Source organism: Hyphomicrobium sp., from assembly GCF_035572195.1.
Lineage (GTDB): Bacteria > Pseudomonadota > Alphaproteobacteria > Rhizobiales > Hyphomicrobiaceae > Hyphomicrobium_B.
Window position 1 is genome coordinate 1 of sequence record NZ_DATNBA010000042.1, and the last position, 18230, is coordinate 18230.

General features: G+C 60.6%; 16 protein-coding genes and 1 tRNA gene. 8 read left to right on the forward strand and 9 right to left on the reverse strand.

Annotated features, from left to right (window positions below; genetic code table 11):
* Positions 1 to 2 precede the first annotated feature (2 nt).
* From VN623_RS04045 to VN623_RS04070, 6 genes are all read right to left on the reverse strand, one after another.
* Positions 3 to 1037, reverse strand: coding sequence for a DUF4167 domain-containing protein (locus VN623_RS04045; RefSeq protein WP_325568384.1), 1035 nt, complete (start codon positions 1035 to 1037; stop codon positions 3 to 5).
* Positions 1038 to 1431: 394 nt separating this feature from the next.
* The gene (gene prmC / locus VN623_RS04050; protein WP_325568386.1) at positions 1432 to 2340 is read right to left on the reverse strand and encodes a peptide chain release factor N(5)-glutamine methyltransferase; all 909 of its coding nucleotides are present in this window, start codon (positions 2338 to 2340) and stop codon (positions 1432 to 1434) included.
* Positions 2337 to 3416, reverse strand: coding sequence for a peptide chain release factor 1 (gene prfA / locus VN623_RS04055; RefSeq protein WP_325568388.1), 1080 nt, complete (start codon positions 3414 to 3416; stop codon positions 2337 to 2339). Before prfA ends, prmC begins: the two co-directional genes overlap by 4 nt.
* 53 nt (positions 3417 to 3469) lie before the next feature.
* Positions 3470 to 4066, reverse strand: coding sequence for a helix-turn-helix domain-containing protein (locus VN623_RS04060; protein ID WP_325568390.1), 597 nt, complete (start codon positions 4064 to 4066; stop codon positions 3470 to 3472).
* A 212-nt stretch (positions 4067 to 4278) separates the two neighbouring features.
* Positions 4279 to 6576 (reverse strand): phosphoenolpyruvate--protein phosphotransferase, encoded by a 2298-nt coding sequence (ptsP, locus tag VN623_RS04065; protein WP_325568393.1) that lies wholly within the window; start codon positions 6574 to 6576, stop codon positions 4279 to 4281.
* 89 nt (positions 6577 to 6665) lie between these two features.
* Positions 6666 to 7928, reverse strand: a complete 1263-nt coding sequence (locus VN623_RS04070; protein ID WP_325568395.1) for an aspartate kinase — start codon at positions 7926 to 7928, stop codon at positions 6666 to 6668.
* 200 nt (positions 7929 to 8128) lie between these two features.
* Here VN623_RS04070 and ubiG point away from each other — a divergent pair, with 200 nt between their 5' ends.
* The 4 genes from ubiG to VN623_RS04090 all read left to right on the forward strand — a co-directional run bounded on the left by ubiG (position 8129) and on the right by VN623_RS04090 (position 13120).
* Positions 8129 to 8923 (forward strand): bifunctional 2-polyprenyl-6-hydroxyphenol methylase/3-demethylubiquinol 3-O-methyltransferase UbiG, encoded by a 795-nt coding sequence (gene ubiG, locus VN623_RS04075; protein ID WP_325568397.1) that lies wholly within the window; start codon positions 8129 to 8131, stop codon positions 8921 to 8923.
* Positions 8924 to 9007: 84 nt separating this feature from the next.
* Complete coding sequence (locus VN623_RS04080) at positions 9008 to 9667, forward strand: rhomboid family intramembrane serine protease (protein WP_325568399.1); 660 nt, start codon at positions 9008 to 9010, stop codon at positions 9665 to 9667.
* Positions 9668 to 10089: 422 nt separating this feature from the next.
* Positions 10090 to 12444 carry an ATP-binding protein gene (locus tag VN623_RS04085; protein WP_325568402.1) on the forward strand — a complete coding sequence of 785 codons (2355 nt, stop codon included), beginning with the start codon at positions 10090 to 10092 and terminating at the stop codon, positions 12442 to 12444.
* A 13-nt stretch (positions 12445 to 12457) separates the two neighbouring features.
* Positions 12458 to 13120, forward strand: a complete 663-nt coding sequence (locus tag VN623_RS04090) for a response regulator transcription factor (protein WP_325568404.1) — start codon at positions 12458 to 12460, stop codon at positions 13118 to 13120.
* Positions 13121 to 13152: 32 nt separating this feature from the next.
* On the opposite strand, the gene VN623_RS04095 is transcribed toward VN623_RS04090, so the two are convergent.
* A complete protein-coding gene (locus VN623_RS04095; RefSeq protein ID WP_325568406.1) occupies positions 13153 to 13572 on the reverse strand; it encodes a response regulator in 420 nt (139 codons plus the stop codon).
* 244 nt (positions 13573 to 13816) lie between these two features.
* Here VN623_RS04095 and VN623_RS04100 point away from each other — a divergent pair, with 244 nt between their 5' ends.
* The 3 genes from VN623_RS04100 to VN623_RS04110 all read left to right on the forward strand — a co-directional run bounded on the left by VN623_RS04100 (position 13817) and on the right by VN623_RS04110 (position 16302).
* Positions 13817 to 13966 carry a hypothetical protein gene (locus tag VN623_RS04100; protein ID WP_325568408.1) on the forward strand — a complete coding sequence of 50 codons (150 nt, stop codon included), beginning with the start codon at positions 13817 to 13819 and terminating at the stop codon, positions 13964 to 13966.
* Positions 13967 to 14260: 294 nt separating this feature from the next.
* On the forward strand, positions 14261 to 14968 hold the full coding sequence (locus VN623_RS04105) for a DUF1345 domain-containing protein (RefSeq protein ID WP_325568410.1): 708 nt from the start codon (positions 14261 to 14263) through the stop codon (positions 14966 to 14968).
* Between the two features lie 86 nt (positions 14969 to 15054).
* Positions 15055 to 16302 carry an MFS transporter gene (locus VN623_RS04110; protein ID WP_414653161.1) on the forward strand — a complete coding sequence of 416 codons (1248 nt, stop codon included), beginning with the start codon at positions 15055 to 15057 and terminating at the stop codon, positions 16300 to 16302.
* A 25-nt stretch (positions 16303 to 16327) separates the two neighbouring features.
* Here VN623_RS04110 and VN623_RS04115 read toward each other — a convergent pair whose 3' ends face one another.
* The gene (locus VN623_RS04115; RefSeq protein WP_325568414.1) at positions 16328 to 16552 is read right to left on the reverse strand and encodes a hypothetical protein; all 225 of its coding nucleotides are present in this window, start codon (positions 16550 to 16552) and stop codon (positions 16328 to 16330) included.
* A 246-nt stretch (positions 16553 to 16798) separates the two neighbouring features.
* Positions 16799 to 16875 (reverse strand) — tRNA-His (locus VN623_RS04120).
* Between the two features lie 260 nt (positions 16876 to 17135).
* On the opposite strand from VN623_RS04120, the gene VN623_RS04125 reads away from it, so the two are divergent.
* A complete protein-coding gene (locus VN623_RS04125; protein ID WP_325568416.1) occupies positions 17136 to 18182 on the forward strand; it encodes a HAMP domain-containing sensor histidine kinase in 1047 nt (348 codons plus the stop codon).
* Positions 18183 to 18230 lie beyond the last annotated feature (48 nt).

Genomic DNA, 18230 nt, shown 5'->3' on the forward strand with positions numbered 1-18230 from the left:
ACCTAGTCCTGGTCTTCCGTCGTAGCCGGTGCTGCTGCTGGCGCTGGCTTCGCTTCGGGCTCTTCGCGGCGCGGACGGCGCACCGGTCGGCGAAGGAAAGCCGGCTGCTCCTGCTCGGCCACAGGCGATGGCGCCGGTTGCGGCGCAGGTGCCGGACGTTCGACGGCTGTTACAGGCTGCTGTGGAGGCTGTTGATTGACCGATGGCTGAAAACCGCCCGAGGCGGGATCACGATCGGCACCGTTCGGACCCTGGTAGCGGTCGCGACGGCGAAATCCACCGTCACCCTGCTGGCCTTGGCCTTCGCTATTGTTGTTATGCGGCCGACGGTCGTCGCGGAAGCGATGTTCGCCGCCGCCCGATCCGTTGCGATCGTGACGGTCACCGCGAAAATCCTGGCCTCCGCGATCGCCTCTGTTGTCGTTGCGGTCAAAGCGCTGGCCATCTCCGCGGTCGTTGCGGTTATTGTGGTTATTGTTGAAGCCCCCGCGCTGATCGTTGCGCGGCTGGCGATCATAGCGGTTCTGGTTATCGCGATTCTGATTATCGAAATTGCGCTGCGGCTGTTGATACGGCTGCTGCGGCGCCTCGCTGGAATTGCCCGACTGCTGCAGCTGGACGCCGAACTCGTCGCCCTCGTCGTCGCCGAACTCGTCACCGTCGTTCCCGTCAGGGCCCGCGAGATTGTGCGTCTGGGCGGCGCCATTGTTTAGCGGATCCATACCGCCCTGAGCCATCTGTTCGCGATAGCTCAGGATGATGCGATTGTAGTGCTCGGCGTGTTGCAGATAATTCTCCGCAAGCACCGGATCGCCCGAGGACAGCGCATCCCGCGCCAGCGCGACATACTTCTCGGCGATGTGAGAGGGCGTGCCGCGGATTTTTACATCCGGCCCGGTGCTCTCAAAGCTGCGCATCAAAGGGTTTTGCGATTTGCGGTTGTTATTATTCCGACCGCGACCGCGACGGTTCTGTTGTCCTTGCCTCATGGGCTCCCGTTCACACTTGTTAATATTTAGCTGTACGCGTGCGTCCATCGGCGATGCCGCGCGCCTTGGATCCTTCGATCCAATTTCAAAAACACGATCCTAAAAGTCACCCATGCCCCATGCGGACCCTAGGCCCCGGCCTTTGCCCGACGTCTTCGGGCAAAATCGAAGTAATCCTTGCATGACGCCTGAAACCGAAAATATCCGAAGTCGTCCTCAAGGAGCTTTTAGCAGCGCTCGCGGCGTCGAGGATAAGGGGCTCGACACTCGCCATTCAACGGACCAGCAAGTCCGCGAAATTTGCGCTGATGATCTGAGATGGGACGGCCGGCCTTGAGCGCCGCAGCTGCGGCTTCACCTGTTCCAGGCACATCCGATCAAACTCGTCAGCAGTGATATTACCCCGGAAACACAAATCCGCAAACAGAAATGATTGGTTGCGTTACGAATGTATCTCCAGGGCCACAGCACGGGCATGACCGCCCAGGTCATTTCGCTCGCCCAAAAGCGACCATCCTACCGAGCTGAATACATTTTTCACGTCAGCGGCTTGGCCGGCACCCACCTCCACGACAACGCACGATGAATGTTGCAGTTTTGCGATGTCTTCGGCGATCTCGCGATAGACCCGGAGGCCATCCGGGCCCCCGTCGAGGGCAATCATCGGATCATAGTTACGGACGTCGGGCTCAAGCGCCGCTATCTTGTCCGTTGCAATATAAGGTGGGTTCGAAACGATCAAATCCAAGGGTCCCACGCAACCTTCGAGACCGCGTGCCGCGACGAAAGTGACGCGCTCCGCGACCCCCAGCCGCTCGGCGTTCTGACGCGCAATTGTGAGCGCTGCCGGGCTGACATCGGTCGCGATCCCTCGCGCGTTCGGCAGCTCTGCAAGCAGCGTGGCGATCAAAATTCCCGAGCCCGTGCCGATGTCGGCGATCGACAGCGCTTTTTTCGCCCAGCCCTTCGACTTGATGATGTCGAGCGCCAGGTCGATGACGGTTTCCGTATCGGCCCGCGGATCAAGCACATCGGGCGTGATGACGAAATTTCGTCCGTAAAATTCGCGCCTGCCGGCAATGCGTGAAACCGGCTCGTGCGCCAGCCGGCGTCGCACGGCGTCACTGATGCGCAGCGCATCGTCACCGAGCGATCGCTGAGGTTGCGTCAGCAGCACTGCCCCGTCGAGCCCAAGAAGGCTCTGCAGCAAGAACCGCGCGTCGCGTTGAGCAGAATCTATTCCGGCGGCGGCGAAGGCCCGCGTCATCAGCGCCAACGCCGTTCCAATGGTCTGATCGGAGGAAAAGGGCTGCATCGGCGCTTGCACCTCGACCGGCATGATCGCGTTCATGCCGCGCTAAGCTCGGCCAACATTGTCGCCTGATGATCGGTGATCAGCGCGTCGACCAACGTATCGAGCCCATTCCCGGCGATCACTTCGTCAAGATTATAGAGCGTCAGATTGATGCGATGGTCGGTAACGCGGCCTTGCGGAAAGTTGTAGGTCCTGATGCGCTGCGAGCGGTCGCCGGAGCCGACCTGCGACTTGCGCGCTTCCGACCGTTCTGTATCGGCCTTCGCGCGTTCCAAATCGTAGATACGCGCCTTGAGGACGTTCATCGCCAATCGCCGATTTTGATGCTGCGATTTTTCCGCCGAGACTACGACGATGCCGGTCGGCAGATGCGTTAAGCGGACGGCGCTATCGGTTTTATTGACGTGCTGACCGCCGGCGCCGCTGGCACGCATCGTATCAATCCGGATGTCTTCGGGCCTGATGTCGATATCGATGTCTTCGGCTTCCGGCAGCACCGCGACGGTTGCCGCGGAGGTGTGGATGCGCCCGCTGGCTTCCGTCGCCGGAACGCGCTGCACCCGATGTACGCCGGATTCGAATTTCAGGCGGGCAAACACGCCCTGCCCGGTAATCGTCGCGACGATTTCCTTGTAGCCGCCGAGATCGTTTTCCGACGCCGAAATGATTTCCGTTTTCCAGCCCTTGAGATCGGCATACCGTGTATACATGCGGAAGAGATCCGCCGCGAATAGCGCCGCCTCGTCGCCACCCGTGCCCGCACGAACTTCGAGAATGGCGCTTTTTTCATCCGCCGCATCCTTCGGTAGAAGCGCGACCTGGAGTTGCTTCTCGAGCGACGCGATGCGCTCACTTAGCGCCGTTCGCTCGGCGTAGGCGAGTTCGACCACGTCCTTTTCGCCCGCGGACTCACGGATCAGCTGTTCGAGATCCTTGTCTTCGTTCTCGGCTTTGCGCAGCGCCTCAATCTGCGCCGCAACCGGGCTCAGATCCGAAAACTCCTTCGTGAGTTTCACATATGCCGCCTGCGATACGCCGTGATTCAGCTCGTCCTGGATGGCCATCCAGCGCTCGAAAAGGCGATCGAGTTTGTCACGTGGCAGTGCTGTCATGCTGTCTGTCGATACGGTCCATTTTGGCTGCAATCCCGCAGCCGGGAGCGCATCTAATACGAACCGCTGCTGATCCGCAATTTATCGCCTCGGCGCGACCGCGGATCGTCGACTTCGATATACCTCAGGCCATCGCGAACGGGAGCGAAATGCACCTGAAAGTAAACGCTGACTGAGCTGACGGCTGCGCTGAACGGCTTGGCGACCAGGGCAAAGACTGACGTGTGGAGCATCACCAGCACAAGTCCGAGTGGTAACGAGAGGGCGTAGAGTGCCCGCTGGGGCCGTTGCCGGATTTGGTGTATCGCGTCCTGCGGCAGCCGTTTGGCGCCACTGGCAATTGCCGAACCGGCGCGCCGGAAATGTCCGCGGGGCTCACGACGTGCGGCTTTCGGTGGTTCCGTGACGGCCGGCTGCGCCAGCACAGCCAATAAGCCTGCGATAGCATTCAGCACCGGACCGCCGTCGACACCCGCCATCGATGAATACGTCAACACGATGCGCGCCGTTTCCGACCACGGCGGCAGATATTCGATTTGCCCGGTTTCGAGCGTCTCGATCACTTCGGGATGGACTTGTACGTAATGCGCCGCTTGCGGCAGCGTCAGCCGTAGGGCCCGGCGCAAATCGATAAAGAACCGCGCAACCAATGCGCGGCTTTCCGATATTTGTATTTTCTCTGAGCCATCATTGCGGATGCGCTCCGTACGCTCACTTCGCGCACGTCCGCTGACCGAAACGCTCCGCCCCACGCCCCGACGCATACTGTATCCGGCACAACGCCGCCGGCCCCTCACCCTCAAGCGCTATCTTGGCTAAAAATCCCCGCTTGTCAAAGCCCGTCTGATGTCCGTCGCGAGCATTACCCCTCGAGCGCGACGCGCTCGGTTTCCGCAAACTGTTGCAGTAACGGGCGAACGTCTTTCGCACCTTCCTTCAGAAGTTCCTCGAGGCATGCCGTTGCTTTTTCAGCATCGAGCGACAGGATCATCGTCTTGATCGGACCGATCGAAGCCGGCGCCATCGACAGCGACCTGAGCCCTAGCGCGATAAGCGTCATGGCCTCGAGCGGACTGCCGGCCATTTCGCCGCAAACGGTCACCGGTACTTTATATTTCTTGGCGGCCCTTATGAGCGTCCTCAACGCTCTGAGCGGCGCTGGAGTCAACACGTCGAAGCGGCTCGCGACACGCGCATTCGTACGGTCGGCAGCGAACAGGAATTGCATCAGATCGTTCGAGCCGACCGACACGAAATCCACGCGCGTCAAAAACGCGTCGAGTTCGAAAAGAAGCGCCGGCACTTCGAACATGGCGCCGACGAGCACGTTGTTCGGCAGCGGATAGCCGTGCTTCGACAGGAAGGCTTTCTCGCGATCGATCAACGCCCGGATGGCGCCAAGTTCATAGGCCGCCGAGACCATGGGGATCATGATCTTCAGCTCGCTCCCGGCCGCTGCTTTCAGCATGGCGCGCATCTGCAGGCGGAACAGCTCCGGCCGGTCGAGCGACATGCGAATGGCCCGCCAGCCCATCGCCGGGTTCTCTTCCTTCGGCTGACGGAGATAAGGGAGAATCTTGTCGCCGCCGACGTCGAGCGTGCGAAAGACAACCGGCCTTCCACCTGCCTCTTCGATCACGGCGCGATAGAGCTGCGTCTGCCGGTCGAGGCGTGGAAATGACTCCGACAGCATGAATTGCAGTTCGGTGCGATAAAGCCCGATTCCGTCGGCCCCGGATTCCGCCAAATGCGGCATGTCGACGAGGAGACCGGCATTCATCATCAGGGAGATCCTGATGCCGTCCTTCGTTACCGCCGGCCGGTCGCGCAGCGCCTGGTAGCGCTTCTGCCGGCGGGCACGGAACCGCACCTTATCGGAGTAAGCGGTAATGAGTTCGCTCGTCGGGCGAAGATGAACTTCGCCCGTTACGGCATCGACGATCGCAGCATCTCCTGCGGTAACGCGGTCGACGATGCCGATCGCCTGACCGATCGCTGCGATGCCCAGCGCCTTGGCGACGACGGCGACATGGCTCTGGCTCGATCCATCCTCGACCACAAGGCCGCGCAACCGGCTGCGGTCGTAATCGAGAAGTTCGGCCGGGCCCATCGTACGCGCCACGAGAATGACGTCGGGCGGCAAGCCGCTGCCGTCCTCCGAGCTTTTGAGGCGCCCCGAAAGCACGCGCAACAACCGGTCCGAAAGATCATCGAGGTCGCGCTGGCGCTCTTTCCAGTATGTGTCGTGCTGGCGCAGCATGCGCGTTCGCATGGCATTTTGAATGCGCTCGACCGCGGCTTCGGCCGTGAGGCCGCCTTCGACGGCTTCGCGAAGGCGGCGGTGCCAGCCTTTATCGTGAGCGAACATGCGATAGGCTTCGAGCACATCGCGATGCTCGCCGGCCGCCGCCAAATGCTCGTGTTCGAACATCTCGTCGATGTTGAGCTGCAGCCGGTTGAGCGCCGAATCCAGCCGGCCGAGTTCAACAACCGGGTTGTCTGCCATCAACTGCGTGACGACGATGCGTGGTTCGTGCAGCACGATGTGTCCGAGGGCAATGCCTTCGGAAAGAGGTTCTCCCTCGATGGCCATCGGCTGCGACAGCGACACCTCGATTGCAGCACCCGTTCCGGCAACGGCACCCGAGACGAGATTTTCCGCGACGACCATTGCGGTCGCCTGCATGACCTCGACGTCCTCGTCGGAATATTCTTTCGGCATCCGGTTCTGGATGACGAGCACGCCGAGCACCTGACCCGAACGCGAGATCGGCACCGCCAGCAGCGAATGATAAATTTCTTCGCTCGTCTCCGGCCGATAGGAGAAAGCGGGATGGCTCGACGCCTCCGGCTCGTTGATCGTGACCGCCAGCTCCGAGCATCGCCCGACGAGACCTTCTCCGCGTTTCATCCGCGTCTTGTGGACGGCGGAAGGATTGAGGCCTTCCGTCGCGAAAAGTTCAAGCGAGCCGTCCTGACGCTTCAGATAGATCGAGCACACCTCGGCGACCATGACGCCGGCGATCTGGCGAACGATGCGATCGAGCTTCTCCTGGCCCTCGCCGCCTTCAGCCATGATCTCGCGCAGCCCGCGCATGATGACGCGGAGCGAAGTCTCGCTCGGAAGGGGTCTCGGATCATCACCGCGCCGCACTACCATTACCGTGCCAATCATCCGATCTGTTAGGCCACCTGCCCAGGCGGCTCACGTGAGGGATAGACTAGACGCGGCCGGAGCAGGCTCTGCGTCTAGTCGCTGTCGAGGCCATAAGCCGTGTGCAACGCCCGGACGGCGAGCTCGGCATAGGCTGCATCGATCAATACACTTATTTTTATCTCGGACGTCGAGATGGCGTGGATATTGATGCCCTTTTCGGAAAGAGTCTTGAACATGCGGGCGGCGACGCCGGCATGACTGCGCATTCCGACGCCAATCACCGAGACTTTCACAACGTCGGCCGAGCTTTTGACATCGAAGTGACCGATGTCGACCTTGGCCTTCTTCAAAACGTCGAGAGCCCGCGCCAATTCGCCGGTGTGGACCGTGAACGTCATGTCCGTGTGCTTGCCGTCGGGCGTGACGTTCTGGACGATCATGTCGACGTTGATGCTGGCATCGGACAAGGGCCCGAAGATGCGCGCCGCGACGCCCGGCTTATCGTCCACCTTGAGAAGCGTGACCTTGGCCTCGTCCTTGGCGTACGCAATGCCGCTCACGATTTGCTGTTCCACGATCTCTTCCTCGTCGCAAACGATGGTCCCGATATTTTCGATATCGTCAATTCTGAACGGTTTCATGGCCTCCGGGGCAACGAAGCTCGACAAGACGCGCGTCTTGATCTTGTAGACCATCGCCAGTTCGACCGAGCGCGTCTGCAGCACCTTCGACCCGAGTGACGCCATCTCCAGCATCTCTTCATAGGAGATCTTCGCCAAGCGCCGGGCTTTCGGCACGATGCGCGGATCGGTTGTGTAGACACCGTCGACATCGGTGTAGATGTCGCAAATATCCGCCTCGAGCCCAATCGCTATGGCGACGGCACTCGTGTCCGATCCACCGCGGCCGAGCGTCGAGATGCGATTGTCTTTCGGCTCGATTCCCTGAAAGCCGGTGACGACGGCAATTTCGCCGCCCTCGATCCGCTTTCGAATGTCGCCGCCCGGCACGTCGGCGATTCGCGCCGAGCCATGCGCCGAATTGGTTTTGATCGGCACTTGCCACCCGCTCCAGGAGCGCGCCCTGTAGCCCATCGACTGCAGCACGATCGCCAGCAGGCCCGCGGTGACCTGTTCTCCGGTTCCGACGACGGCATCATATTCGCGCATGTCATAGAGGGGCGACGCCTCTTTCACCCAGCCGACCAGTTGGTTGGTGACGCCCGCCATCGCCGAGACGACGACAGCCACCTTGTTGCCGGCATCGACCTCGCGTTTGACGTGTCGGGCGACGTTCTGAATGCGCTCGATGTTGGCGACCGAGGTGCCGCCGAATTTCATAACGACCGTCGCCATCGTGGTAGTGCTTTCCCGTGCCTGATAAAGGCCTGCTCAGGCCCAGACCAGGGCGCCGGCCGAGTGTCAGATTTGCAAGTGAGTTCGGCGCTTCTTAGCGGCTCGCGCGCCCCCCCGCAACCGCCCACGCCCCGGCAGGCTGCTCCATCGCTTGACAATCTACGCATCCGGTTGACGAGTACGGCCAACCGGAGATCACCATGACTGCCGCCGAAAGAAGCCATAAGCCGCCGAGCGGCGCAGATCCGACCCTCGATACTGAAGAGGTGAAGCGGTTCTCGCGCCTTGCTTCGGAATGGTGGGACCCACAGGGTAAATTCAGGCCGCTGCATCAAATCGGCCCGCCGCGCCTGTCATTCATTCGCGACAAGGCGATCGAGACATTTTCCCGCGATGCGAAAGCGCTGAGACCGCTCAAAGGTCTCACCGCTCTCGACATCGGTTGTGGCGGCGGACTTGTCGCCGAACCGCTGGCACGAATGGGTGCCGAAGTCACGGCGATCGATCCATCCGAACGCAATATCGCAATTGCGAAAGGCCACGCCGAGCCGCAAGGCTTGGCGATCGACTATCGCGCGCAGCGGGTCGAAGACCTCGTCGCCGAAGGCCGCGCCTTCGATATCATCGCCTGCCTGGAAGTCGTCGAGCACGTTCCTGACCCCGCGAAGTTCGTCGCCGAGTGCGCCGCTTTGGTGCGCCCAGGCGGCCTCGCGGTCTTTTCGACAATCAACCGCACGTTCAAAGCCTGGGCACTGGCCATCGTAGGCGCCGAATACGTGCTCGGCTGGCTCCCGCGCGGGACGCATCAGTGGGACCGCTTCGTCACGCCGGAAGACCTCGCTCGCTATGCCGAGGCTGCGGGACTTGCCGCACCCCACTTCGAAGGCATCACATATAATCCGCTGCAAGACGTCTGGTCGCGCTCACCCGACACCAGCGTCAATTATCTGATGTCGGCAACGCGACCCCCAAATTCCCGAGTTGGAAATGTGTGACGCAACCGCCCTGGCTGCGGACTTTCAAAGCTCGTCCGGCTATGCTCCGGCGACGAGATCTCGCTCATAGAGGGACGATGCGCGATGTTTCCGGTAGGCGACGACAACTCAAGCGTTAGCATTGTACCGGTCGTCACTTACAGTCTCGTCGTCATCAACGTCCTCGTCTTCCTCCTTGAACTCAGCGCCGGCGATAACTTCATCCGGGAGTGGGCATTCGTCCCGAGCCGCTTCTCCGAGCACCCTGTCAGCAACATCCCGACCATATTCACGGCCATGTTCATGCATGGCGGTTGGATGCACCTGCTCGGCAACATGCTTTATCTCTGGATCTTCGGCAATAACGTCGAGGACCGGTTTGGGTCGGCCAAGTTTCTCATTTTCTATCTCGTCGCGGGCATTGCGGCGACGTTCGCGCAATATTACTTCAGCGCCGGATCGAACGTGCCGAACCTCGGCGCATCCGGAGCGATTGCCGGCGTCCTCGGCGCCTACATGTTGATGTTCCCGCACGCCCGCGTGAACGTGTTCATCATTCGACAAATTGTCACGATGCCGGCGATCGTCGTGATCGGCTTCTGGATCGTCCTACAGCTGTTCAGTGGGCTCGGAGCGATCGCGTACACCGATGCGACAGCCGATACCGGCGGCATCGCCTACATGGCGCACATCGGCGGCTTCGTTGCCGGTCTCTGCATCGCATTCTTGTTCGTCAGGCGCGGCGGACCGTCGCGAACGGCCTGACGGCCGATCGAAATGCGCATCTAAGTTCGGCGGTATCCGGGTTGACGCTCTAGGACGAGACGGCACGGGGCCCGGAGGGGGAACCGGGCCCCGTTAATCGAAGTGGCGCCTGAGCAGGAGAAGAGCGACGCGCACCACTTCGACGAAACAACTCATTCACAACGGCAGTCTTAAATATACGCAACCACAGTGGAAATACGAATTGACCGTCTCTATGCCAGAGACATGCTCTTATTGAATTGCCAATGCGACTCCGCCCGGCAGCCTAGGCCCGCGGAGCATGAACTAGGCTATCTGGCCTATTGCTGATTGCCGGCTTCGCGCAATTGCCTGCACGCCTTCGACACCGGCAAAAAACAGTGCTTCACATAAGCCTTGATTTAGACCGAGGTTATCGTGCGATCCGAATGGCATTGGAAAGTATGAAACGCGTTTCCCTGAAATTGTTGATCGCGGCCGCGATCTCCATCGTGTCACTGCTGTTAACCGTCGCCGTATCCTACGTGGTCGGCAGGGATGCCGTGGATCGCCTTGAGCGACAGATCGGCCGGACCCTCGCCCTACTGGCCGACGAGACGCAGGATAAGCTGGACCGCGCCATGTTCGAAAGACTGCAGTCGCTCGAGAACTTGGCGGGCGTCGGCGAGATCGCGGAAAAAACCAAGTCGCCGGACGCGCTGCGCGCAACGCTCGAAAGATTTCGTACGGCGTACTCCGATTATTCCTGGGTCGGATTCGCGGATTCGACCGGCAAGATCGTGAGCGCTTCCGGCGGCGAACTCGAGGGACGCGACGTCAAGGATCAGACGTGGTTCAAAAAGGGATCTGAAGATCCCTTCGTCGGTGAGGTGAACTTGCCGGGCTTCAAGGTGCAGTCGCCATCAGGCGAGCGCGGTGTGCCGAACTTTATTGATCTCGCCGTTCCGGTGACGGCAGCCGACGGAATGCCAGCTGGCGTTCTCGGCGCGACTTTGAGCGAGGACTGGGCCGAAGAGGTCAAGGATACGTTGCTCGGCAGCATGAAGGACGCCATCCCCGCCGACGTCATCGTCGTCAGCGAAGCCGGACAAGTCGTGCTCGGCCCTGACGACATCGCAGGCAAGACGCTCGACCTGCCGAGCATCAGAGCCGCCCGGGCCGGGATCGCCGACTTTGCCGTCGAGCGTTGGGCAAACGGTAAATCGTATTTTACGGGCTTTTCGAAAAGCGACGGCTATCGATCCTATGCGGGCCTTCGCTGGATTGTCCTCGTCCGTGAGGATCAGAAATTAGCTTTGGCGCCCGTCATAAGCCTGCAGAGGAACATTGCAATCTGGGGCGCCGTGTTCGCCGGGCTTTCCGCGCTGTTGGCATGGGTGCTTGCCGAAACGCTGTCGCGGCCGCTGCTTCAGCTTGCAGATGCGGCAGAAGGCCTGCGGCGCGGACGCCAGCTCGAGTTCCCGCAGGTTGGTGGATATGATGAAGCGCGGGTCTTGTCGCAATCGCTTCGGTCACTGGTTGCAGCGCTTGGCGCGCAAAAGGCTTCCCTCGCCGCGGCCAATCAGTCGCTCGAGAGTCAGGTGCGCGAGCGAACGCAACGGCTCGCCGAACAGAACATCGGCTTGGAGCGGGCCAAGGCCGAAGCAGAGCGCGCGACCGAGGCAAAGTCGCGATTTCTGGCGGCCGCGAGCCATGACTTGCGCCAGCCATTGCACGCATTGACATTGTTCGCTCGCGCACTTTCGCGGCGCGTGCACGGCGGAGAAGCGATGACTTTGGTCGGGCAAATGGAAGAAGGCTTGCGTGGCCTGAAAGGTATGTTCGACGCCCTGCTCAATGTTTCGCGTCTCGACGCCAAGCTGATCGAGCCGGCAATATCTGCCGTTTGGATCGCGGAGATCATGGACCGCGTATCCGTCGGCTCGAAAGCCGAAGCCGAGCAGAACGGCCTGAGGTTCTCCAGCCGCACGCAGGATTGGGTCGTCGAGACGGACGCGGCGCTGCTTGAGACAATCATTCGCAATCTGGTTTCGAACGCCCTGAAGTTTACCGAGCGAGGCGGCGTCTTGCTCGCCGCCCGCTATCGAGGCGGCCGATGCGTGATCGATGTTTACGATACGGGACCGGGCCTCTCCTGTGAACAGCACGATAGGATCTTCGAGGAATTCTCACGCACGGATCAACGCGCCTATGGCGCCAATGACGGGCTAGGCCTCGGCCTTTCGATCTCTCGCCGGTATGCCGATCTGTTGGGAATGAAAATAGAGGTGGCGTCGCGGCCTGGACACGGATCGCGATTTTCGATCGTCCTGCCCTCGCCGGCGTTGATCGACGCGCGCCCGCGCGCGTCCGCAGAGCTCAGGGCTCACGGCAACGTCCAGGGTCTGAACATTCTCGTCTTGGACGATGATCCGCTCATCGTTGCAGCCCTAAGCCGCGACTTGAACGATCGTAACAATTTCGTATTTGGTTACCAACGATGCGCGGATGCCGAACTTGCGTTTAACGACGGGATTGCCATAGATGCGGCGGTTCTTGATTTCGATCTACGAGGTCCGGAAACCGGGCTTGACTTCATTGCGCGAATGTCTCGAAAGCTCGACAGATCCATTCCCGCGATTATTCTGTCGGGAGGAACGGACTCAGCCACCTTGGCCGCTCTTGCAAAATCCGGAAGGCCCTGGTTGACGAAACCCGCTGATCCCGAATTGATCGTCGCGACACTCAGTGCAATTTTGAAATCGAACGGGGCCGCCAATGACGTCGCGACCGTCCAACGCAGCATCAAAACCGGTTGAGCAGATTTCACCGATGACGACTAACCGACCTGGCGCCGTACTCGTCGCCGACGATCACAGTCTCTACCGCGCCGGCTTCAGCCTGCTGCTGAAGGACAGGTTGGGATTCCGGGCGATCATCGAAGCGGCCACCTTCGATGCGGCGTTGGACCGATTGGCCGAAACACCGAATGTCGAACTCGCGCTATTCGATCTCGCGATGCCCGGGATATCCGGTCCCGAGAGCCTGAGCGTCGTCAAGGACACCTACCCAGGCTTGCGCGTCGCCATCGTTTCAGGATCGGAGGAGCGCAACTATGTCTTGAAGGCGGTAGCGACGGGACTGAACGGCTACGTTCCAAAGTCGCTCGCCGACGACGAGATTGTCGGCGCCCTCAAAGACATCCTCGACGGACGGATCTATGTGCCGCGCTTCATGACAACGGCGATGCCGGCTGCGCCAGACCAACCGGCAAGCCCATCCCCCGACGCGCCCGCCGATGCCGGGAATGGCCAGCCGGCGAAACCGATTTCGCCACGGCAACGCGATGTGCTGACGTGCATCCGCCGGGGCTTATCGAACAAGGAAATCGCCCGCGAACTCGATATCGCCGAGGGAACGGTTAAGATCCATCTGGCGGCGCTCTTCACACATTTTGGTGCGCGAAACCGCACGGAGCTGGCCACGAAAAGCTGATGCTTTTCGATTAAGCGGTCCTCGAACGTCCGCTAGATCAAGGCGCGGCGCAGCTTATGGCTCAGCCATCTGTGCAAGATGTCCGGATCGAAGGGCTTCCTGATGACCGGAAACGAACCCGCAACGGTGGCGTAGTCGCCATGTCCCGTCGTCACGATCGTCGGAACCGAGCGCCCAATCGCCGAGGCCATCGCGACGGCATCCTTGATGCCCCGCATTTGGCCTTCTATCTCGACGTCCGTGACGATAGCCGCAACATTGAAAAGACGATGACCGAGGGTGCGGACCACCTCACGCGCGCATCGTGCGGCAAGAGGCGAAAATCCCCAATCATCGATCAGCATCGTGAGAGCGAGCGAACTCCGGTAATCGTCTTCGATCACCACGACCAGCGGTCTCCTGGACGTCATTTGCGCCGGGCGTTTGGAAACCGGCAGATCCAAGCTGGTCATAAGTGACCTTCCTTATCAGACGTACTCCAGACCAGAGCAGAGTGCATTTTTTCTCGAGAGATCGCCTATTCAGCGAGAGGCGGTAGACCACTTGGTCTATGCGCCTAACTGACGCCTATAGCTCAAGCAGCTGAATATCTCTGAGCCCGCGATTTTTGCACTTTTGTGACGTCGCGCGATCCGGTGTCGGGGATCGGTTCGCTCCGACTTCGAAGGGGTGGCAACAAGAACGCAGAGCTGTGCGATGACAAATTTTGATCCAATGAATATTATTCTGGCGCTTGTCGTATTTGCGGCAATCGTGGTTCCGTTTGCGTGGTGGACGATGTGGCAGCAGCGTCGCAATGCAAAGCGGCAAGCCACGGACGAGCGGAAGCAAGCCATGCCGCGCTGAGCACCTCAGATTGTTGACGACCGTCGTCGACAGAACTTAGCGCCGCACGACAAGCCTCAAAACGATGCTGGGCTCTGCCGCTCGAGAAGCGATCTGGGCAGAGCGCAGTTTGGCGATATTGTCGGCGGCAGCGGATCAAACGTCTTGCGCTCCGAAACGCCAAAGATTTGGCGGCGCACCTAACAATCTCAATGAATACCGGCTGCCAAGCAGTCGATCATGTACCGTCCTTGATGTATGCATCACGGCGACGGGATTTCCCGCGCACCGGATAGCTTAAAGGACGAAATCGCAATGATCGGAACGGCAACGCCTGCTCATGTACGAACACGCTGGTATCACCCACGTTCCGTCTGGCGATCCCTGAGCGCGAGGCCAAGGGTTGTTATCGGCACCCTCATCGGCATCGCCGCCTTGCTGTTCTTGCCAAGTTCGGTGCCGCCAGCGGTTCGCGAGGCGATTGCCTGGTGTCTCGGCGGATCGACTTATCTGGTCATGGCTTTCCGCGTCATGACCGGCGGCCATCAGGACAAGATCCGCACGCGAGCCGCGCGCCAGGACGACAGCGCCGTGGTCATACTCGTGCTGGTCTTGCTCGCGATGTTCTCGAGTTTCGCGGCGATCTTCGGCTTGCTGAATGAAGCGAAGGCCGCAACGGGCGGCGGCAAGCTGCTTTTCGCGGCGCTGGCCGCGGCTACGATCGTGGTGTCCTGGACGGTGACACAGGTCGTCTTCACGCTCCACTACGCGCACGTGTATTATGCCCCGAGCGGGCAATCCGAAAAGGCCCCCAATGGGCTCGCGTTTCCCGGAACTGACTCTCCCGACTATTGGGATTTCTTTTATTTCGCGACCTCCATCGGCGCCGCTTCGCAAACATCCGATGTCTCGATAAATAGCAAGTCGCTCCGGCGCTTGGTCACGCTGCACGCCATTGTCTCGTTCTTCTTCAATACGATGGTGCTGGCGCTGGCGATCAATCTTGCGGCCAGCCTGGTCTGAAACCGCCCCATTCGGATTTTTCGCTATCCCAATTTCGCCTTCGACCGCTACGCTGACCGGATCGGGGCGCGCTAAGAGGGAAGCGGATGCATCAGCCGGGACGCTTGAGTCGCGTGGCGTGGACCGTCGTCGGGCTCCTATGGGTCGTGGCGCTGCTGAACTATCTCGATCGGCAGCTCGTCGTGACGATGCCGGGGCCGATCAAGGCCGACCTCGGCATTGGTGACGAGCGTTTCGGACTGCTCTCATCGGTTTTTCTTTGGGTGTATGGGTTCTGCTCGCCGGTCGCCGGATACGTGGCAGACCGCTTCGGCAAGCGCCCCGTCATCATCGCGAGCTTGCTGATCTGGTCGGCGGCGACGTTCTACACAGGCATCGCGGACTCGTTCGCCGAAATCCTCGTCGGACGCGCCACGCTCGGCGTCAGCGAAGCCTTTTACATGCCGGCCGCCGTGTCGCTGATCGTCGAGTATCACCGCGGCGCCACCCGCAGCCGCGCGACGGGCCTGCATTTGAGTGGCGTCTACGCCGGCTCCGTCCTCGGAGGGCTCGGCGGCGGCATGGCCGAGATGTTCGGCTGGCGAACGGGATTCCTCGCCTTCGGCGCAATCGGCGTCGCCTACGCGCTGGTGCTGATGATTTTCCTGCCGCATCCCGCGAACGATCCCGCTTCACTGCAGGCAGAAGAAACGCAGCGGCAAAGCACCGCCCTGCCCTGGCGCGACGTGTTCAGCACGCTTCTCGCGACGCGGAGCTTCCTGTTCCTTCTCGGGATGAATCTCCTGAATGGGGCGGCCTATTGGCCGCTGCGGAACTGGTTGCCGGAATTCTTTCACGCCGAACTCGGAGTCAGTCCGACGATGGCCGGAATCTACGGGCCGATGGCGTTCAACGGCGCAGCTTTCGCCGGAATGCTGATCGCCAGCAACGCCTCGGACTGGTGGTCGCGGACCAATCCGCGGGCCCGGGCGCTGGTCCCGGCGATCGGCTTCTGCATCGCGGCGCCGTGCCTGTTTACGATCGGCGCGACCGCCTACATCCCGATCCTTCTCGCGTGCGTGTTCGTCGCCGGAATGTCGCAAGGTTTTCTCGACGCCAACCTGATGCCGGCCGCATGCACGGTGACCGACTTCCGCCACCGCGCGACCGCCTACGGGCTGTTGAATTTCGTCGGGACGACTGCCGGCGGGGTAATGACCTACGTCGGCGGCATGTTGAAAGACCAGCACGTGCCGTTTGGCGCGACGTTCCAGGCCGCCAGCATCCTGATCCTCATCGCTGGTCTGTTGCTATTTGCCGTCAAGCCGACCCGCAATGCACGCGATACGCTATGAAGGAATAAACGAGTACCGGCTCGCTTCAACCTTCGCTCGACGACGAATCCGCAGAGGGAGACATGACCGGCACGTTGTGTCGGGCCATCAGATCCCGCCAGTCGGATATGTGCCGCTCGATGGCAGCGATAACATCCTCGGTAATCTCGTCGTCACTCGATGGTCCGTCGACGACACGGGCGATGCCGCACTTCCAAAATGCGAGTTGGCCCTCAAGGGTCCATAGCTGTCGGTTAGCCCAATCAATCATTTTGAGATCCCCCACCTGAGTTGCTGCAGCACAGCATAAAGCGACTCTCCGCGTTCGCCAATTTTCGCAGTGCGATTTCTTGAGGATAATGCCAGATTAAGCCGCTCCCTCGGAATGGGAGAACTGCTGCAACGCAACGGCCGAAACGTAAGCAAAATCTGGGTTTATCGCAGGTAGGTCCCAGAATTTGCTAGTTTTCAAGCCGATAGCATTTGTGGAGCGCGCCGCACACGCCATCTGAAAAAATGGTACCGCCTCCCAGAATTGAACCGGGGACCTCTAGATCCACAATCTAGCGCTCTAACCAACTGAGCTAAGGCGGCACATGCGTCGAGCGCGCAACGGGCTCGCGGGCGCCCTTAAAACGACTGTAAGGGCTCCTGCGTCAAGTAAAAAACCAGACCAAGCCGCGATGTGCAACCTCTGGGAGGCAAAGCCCGCATTTGGGGAGTTTATCGCCCGAACGAGGCCGGCGACACCAACGACAACAGTGGAAATCGCGCGGTTTAATCCCACGACTGCTGCAAATCGCGTAGACGGTTGAAGGTCGCGGGTTAACAGTCCTCAAAATTGAGCGTTTCCGATGAAGACTGCCCTCATACCTGCTCTTGAGGACGTGCGCCATCGAGCTTCGCGGCTCGATCTTGAGAGCGATCGCAACGATTTGCCGCTTGATGGCGACGCAAGCCTGCCTGCCGGAGCGGCGGAGGACGGTCCCGCTTCTCGCGCCGGGCGCGAAGACGCCGATATCCTCAAAGAGATAGCGCGGCAAATTCGCGAAGGCGCTCTGTCCGCACGGCCAACACGAAATACTGCCTCCGGGTCGACGCCCAGCGCGTCGAATATCGCTCCCAATGGAGAAGCTCGGCAGATAGCCGATGGATCGGAATCGCCTGCACACCACTCTCGGCGCCCGGCTTTCCCGGTGCTCGATCCCGACCATTTCGCCAAGCTCGCGCACGAACTCAAGACACCGTTGACTGCAATCGCCGCCGCTGCCGAGATCATGCGCGACGAGCGTCTCGGCGAAATGGGCAACGAGCGATACCTGAGCTACGCCGCAGATATTCACGAAAGCGCCACGCACGCTCTCGATGTGATCACGTCGCTACTATTGGAAAGCGCCAAGCCGGACGCCGCGATGTCGCGCCCTATCGCCCTCGATCTCAACGCGATCGTGAAACGCACGGTATCGAGCGTCCAGGCGTTGGCCGAATTGCACGGGTTGGCGCTTGTCTTCGATGCCGGCGACGGCCGTCCGCACATTGTCGCCAATCCGACGGCGATGCGCCAAATCCTGCTCAACCTGCTGACCAACGCCATCAAGTTCACGCCGCGCGGCGGCGACGTTCGCGTTGCAACGGGATTTATTCCGGATGGCCGCATCTTTCTCGTCGTTCGCGACACGGGTTGCGGCATGAACGGCAAGACCAACACAGATTCCGCGGTCGCTTCTGCTGGATATTCTGGCGGCGTTTCCGAGCCGTGGGCGCATGGACATGGCATCGGTCTGCCACTCGTGCAGCGGCTCGTGCGCGAGATGGGCGCCGACATCGAGATCGATAGCGCTCCCGGAAAGGGCACGGTTGTGCTGATCGCCTTCGGCGGCTCTACGCGCTCATCCGCGTGAATGAGATTGCGATGATTGCCGGCGTCGCCTTTCCGCTCTAGCTAGTTG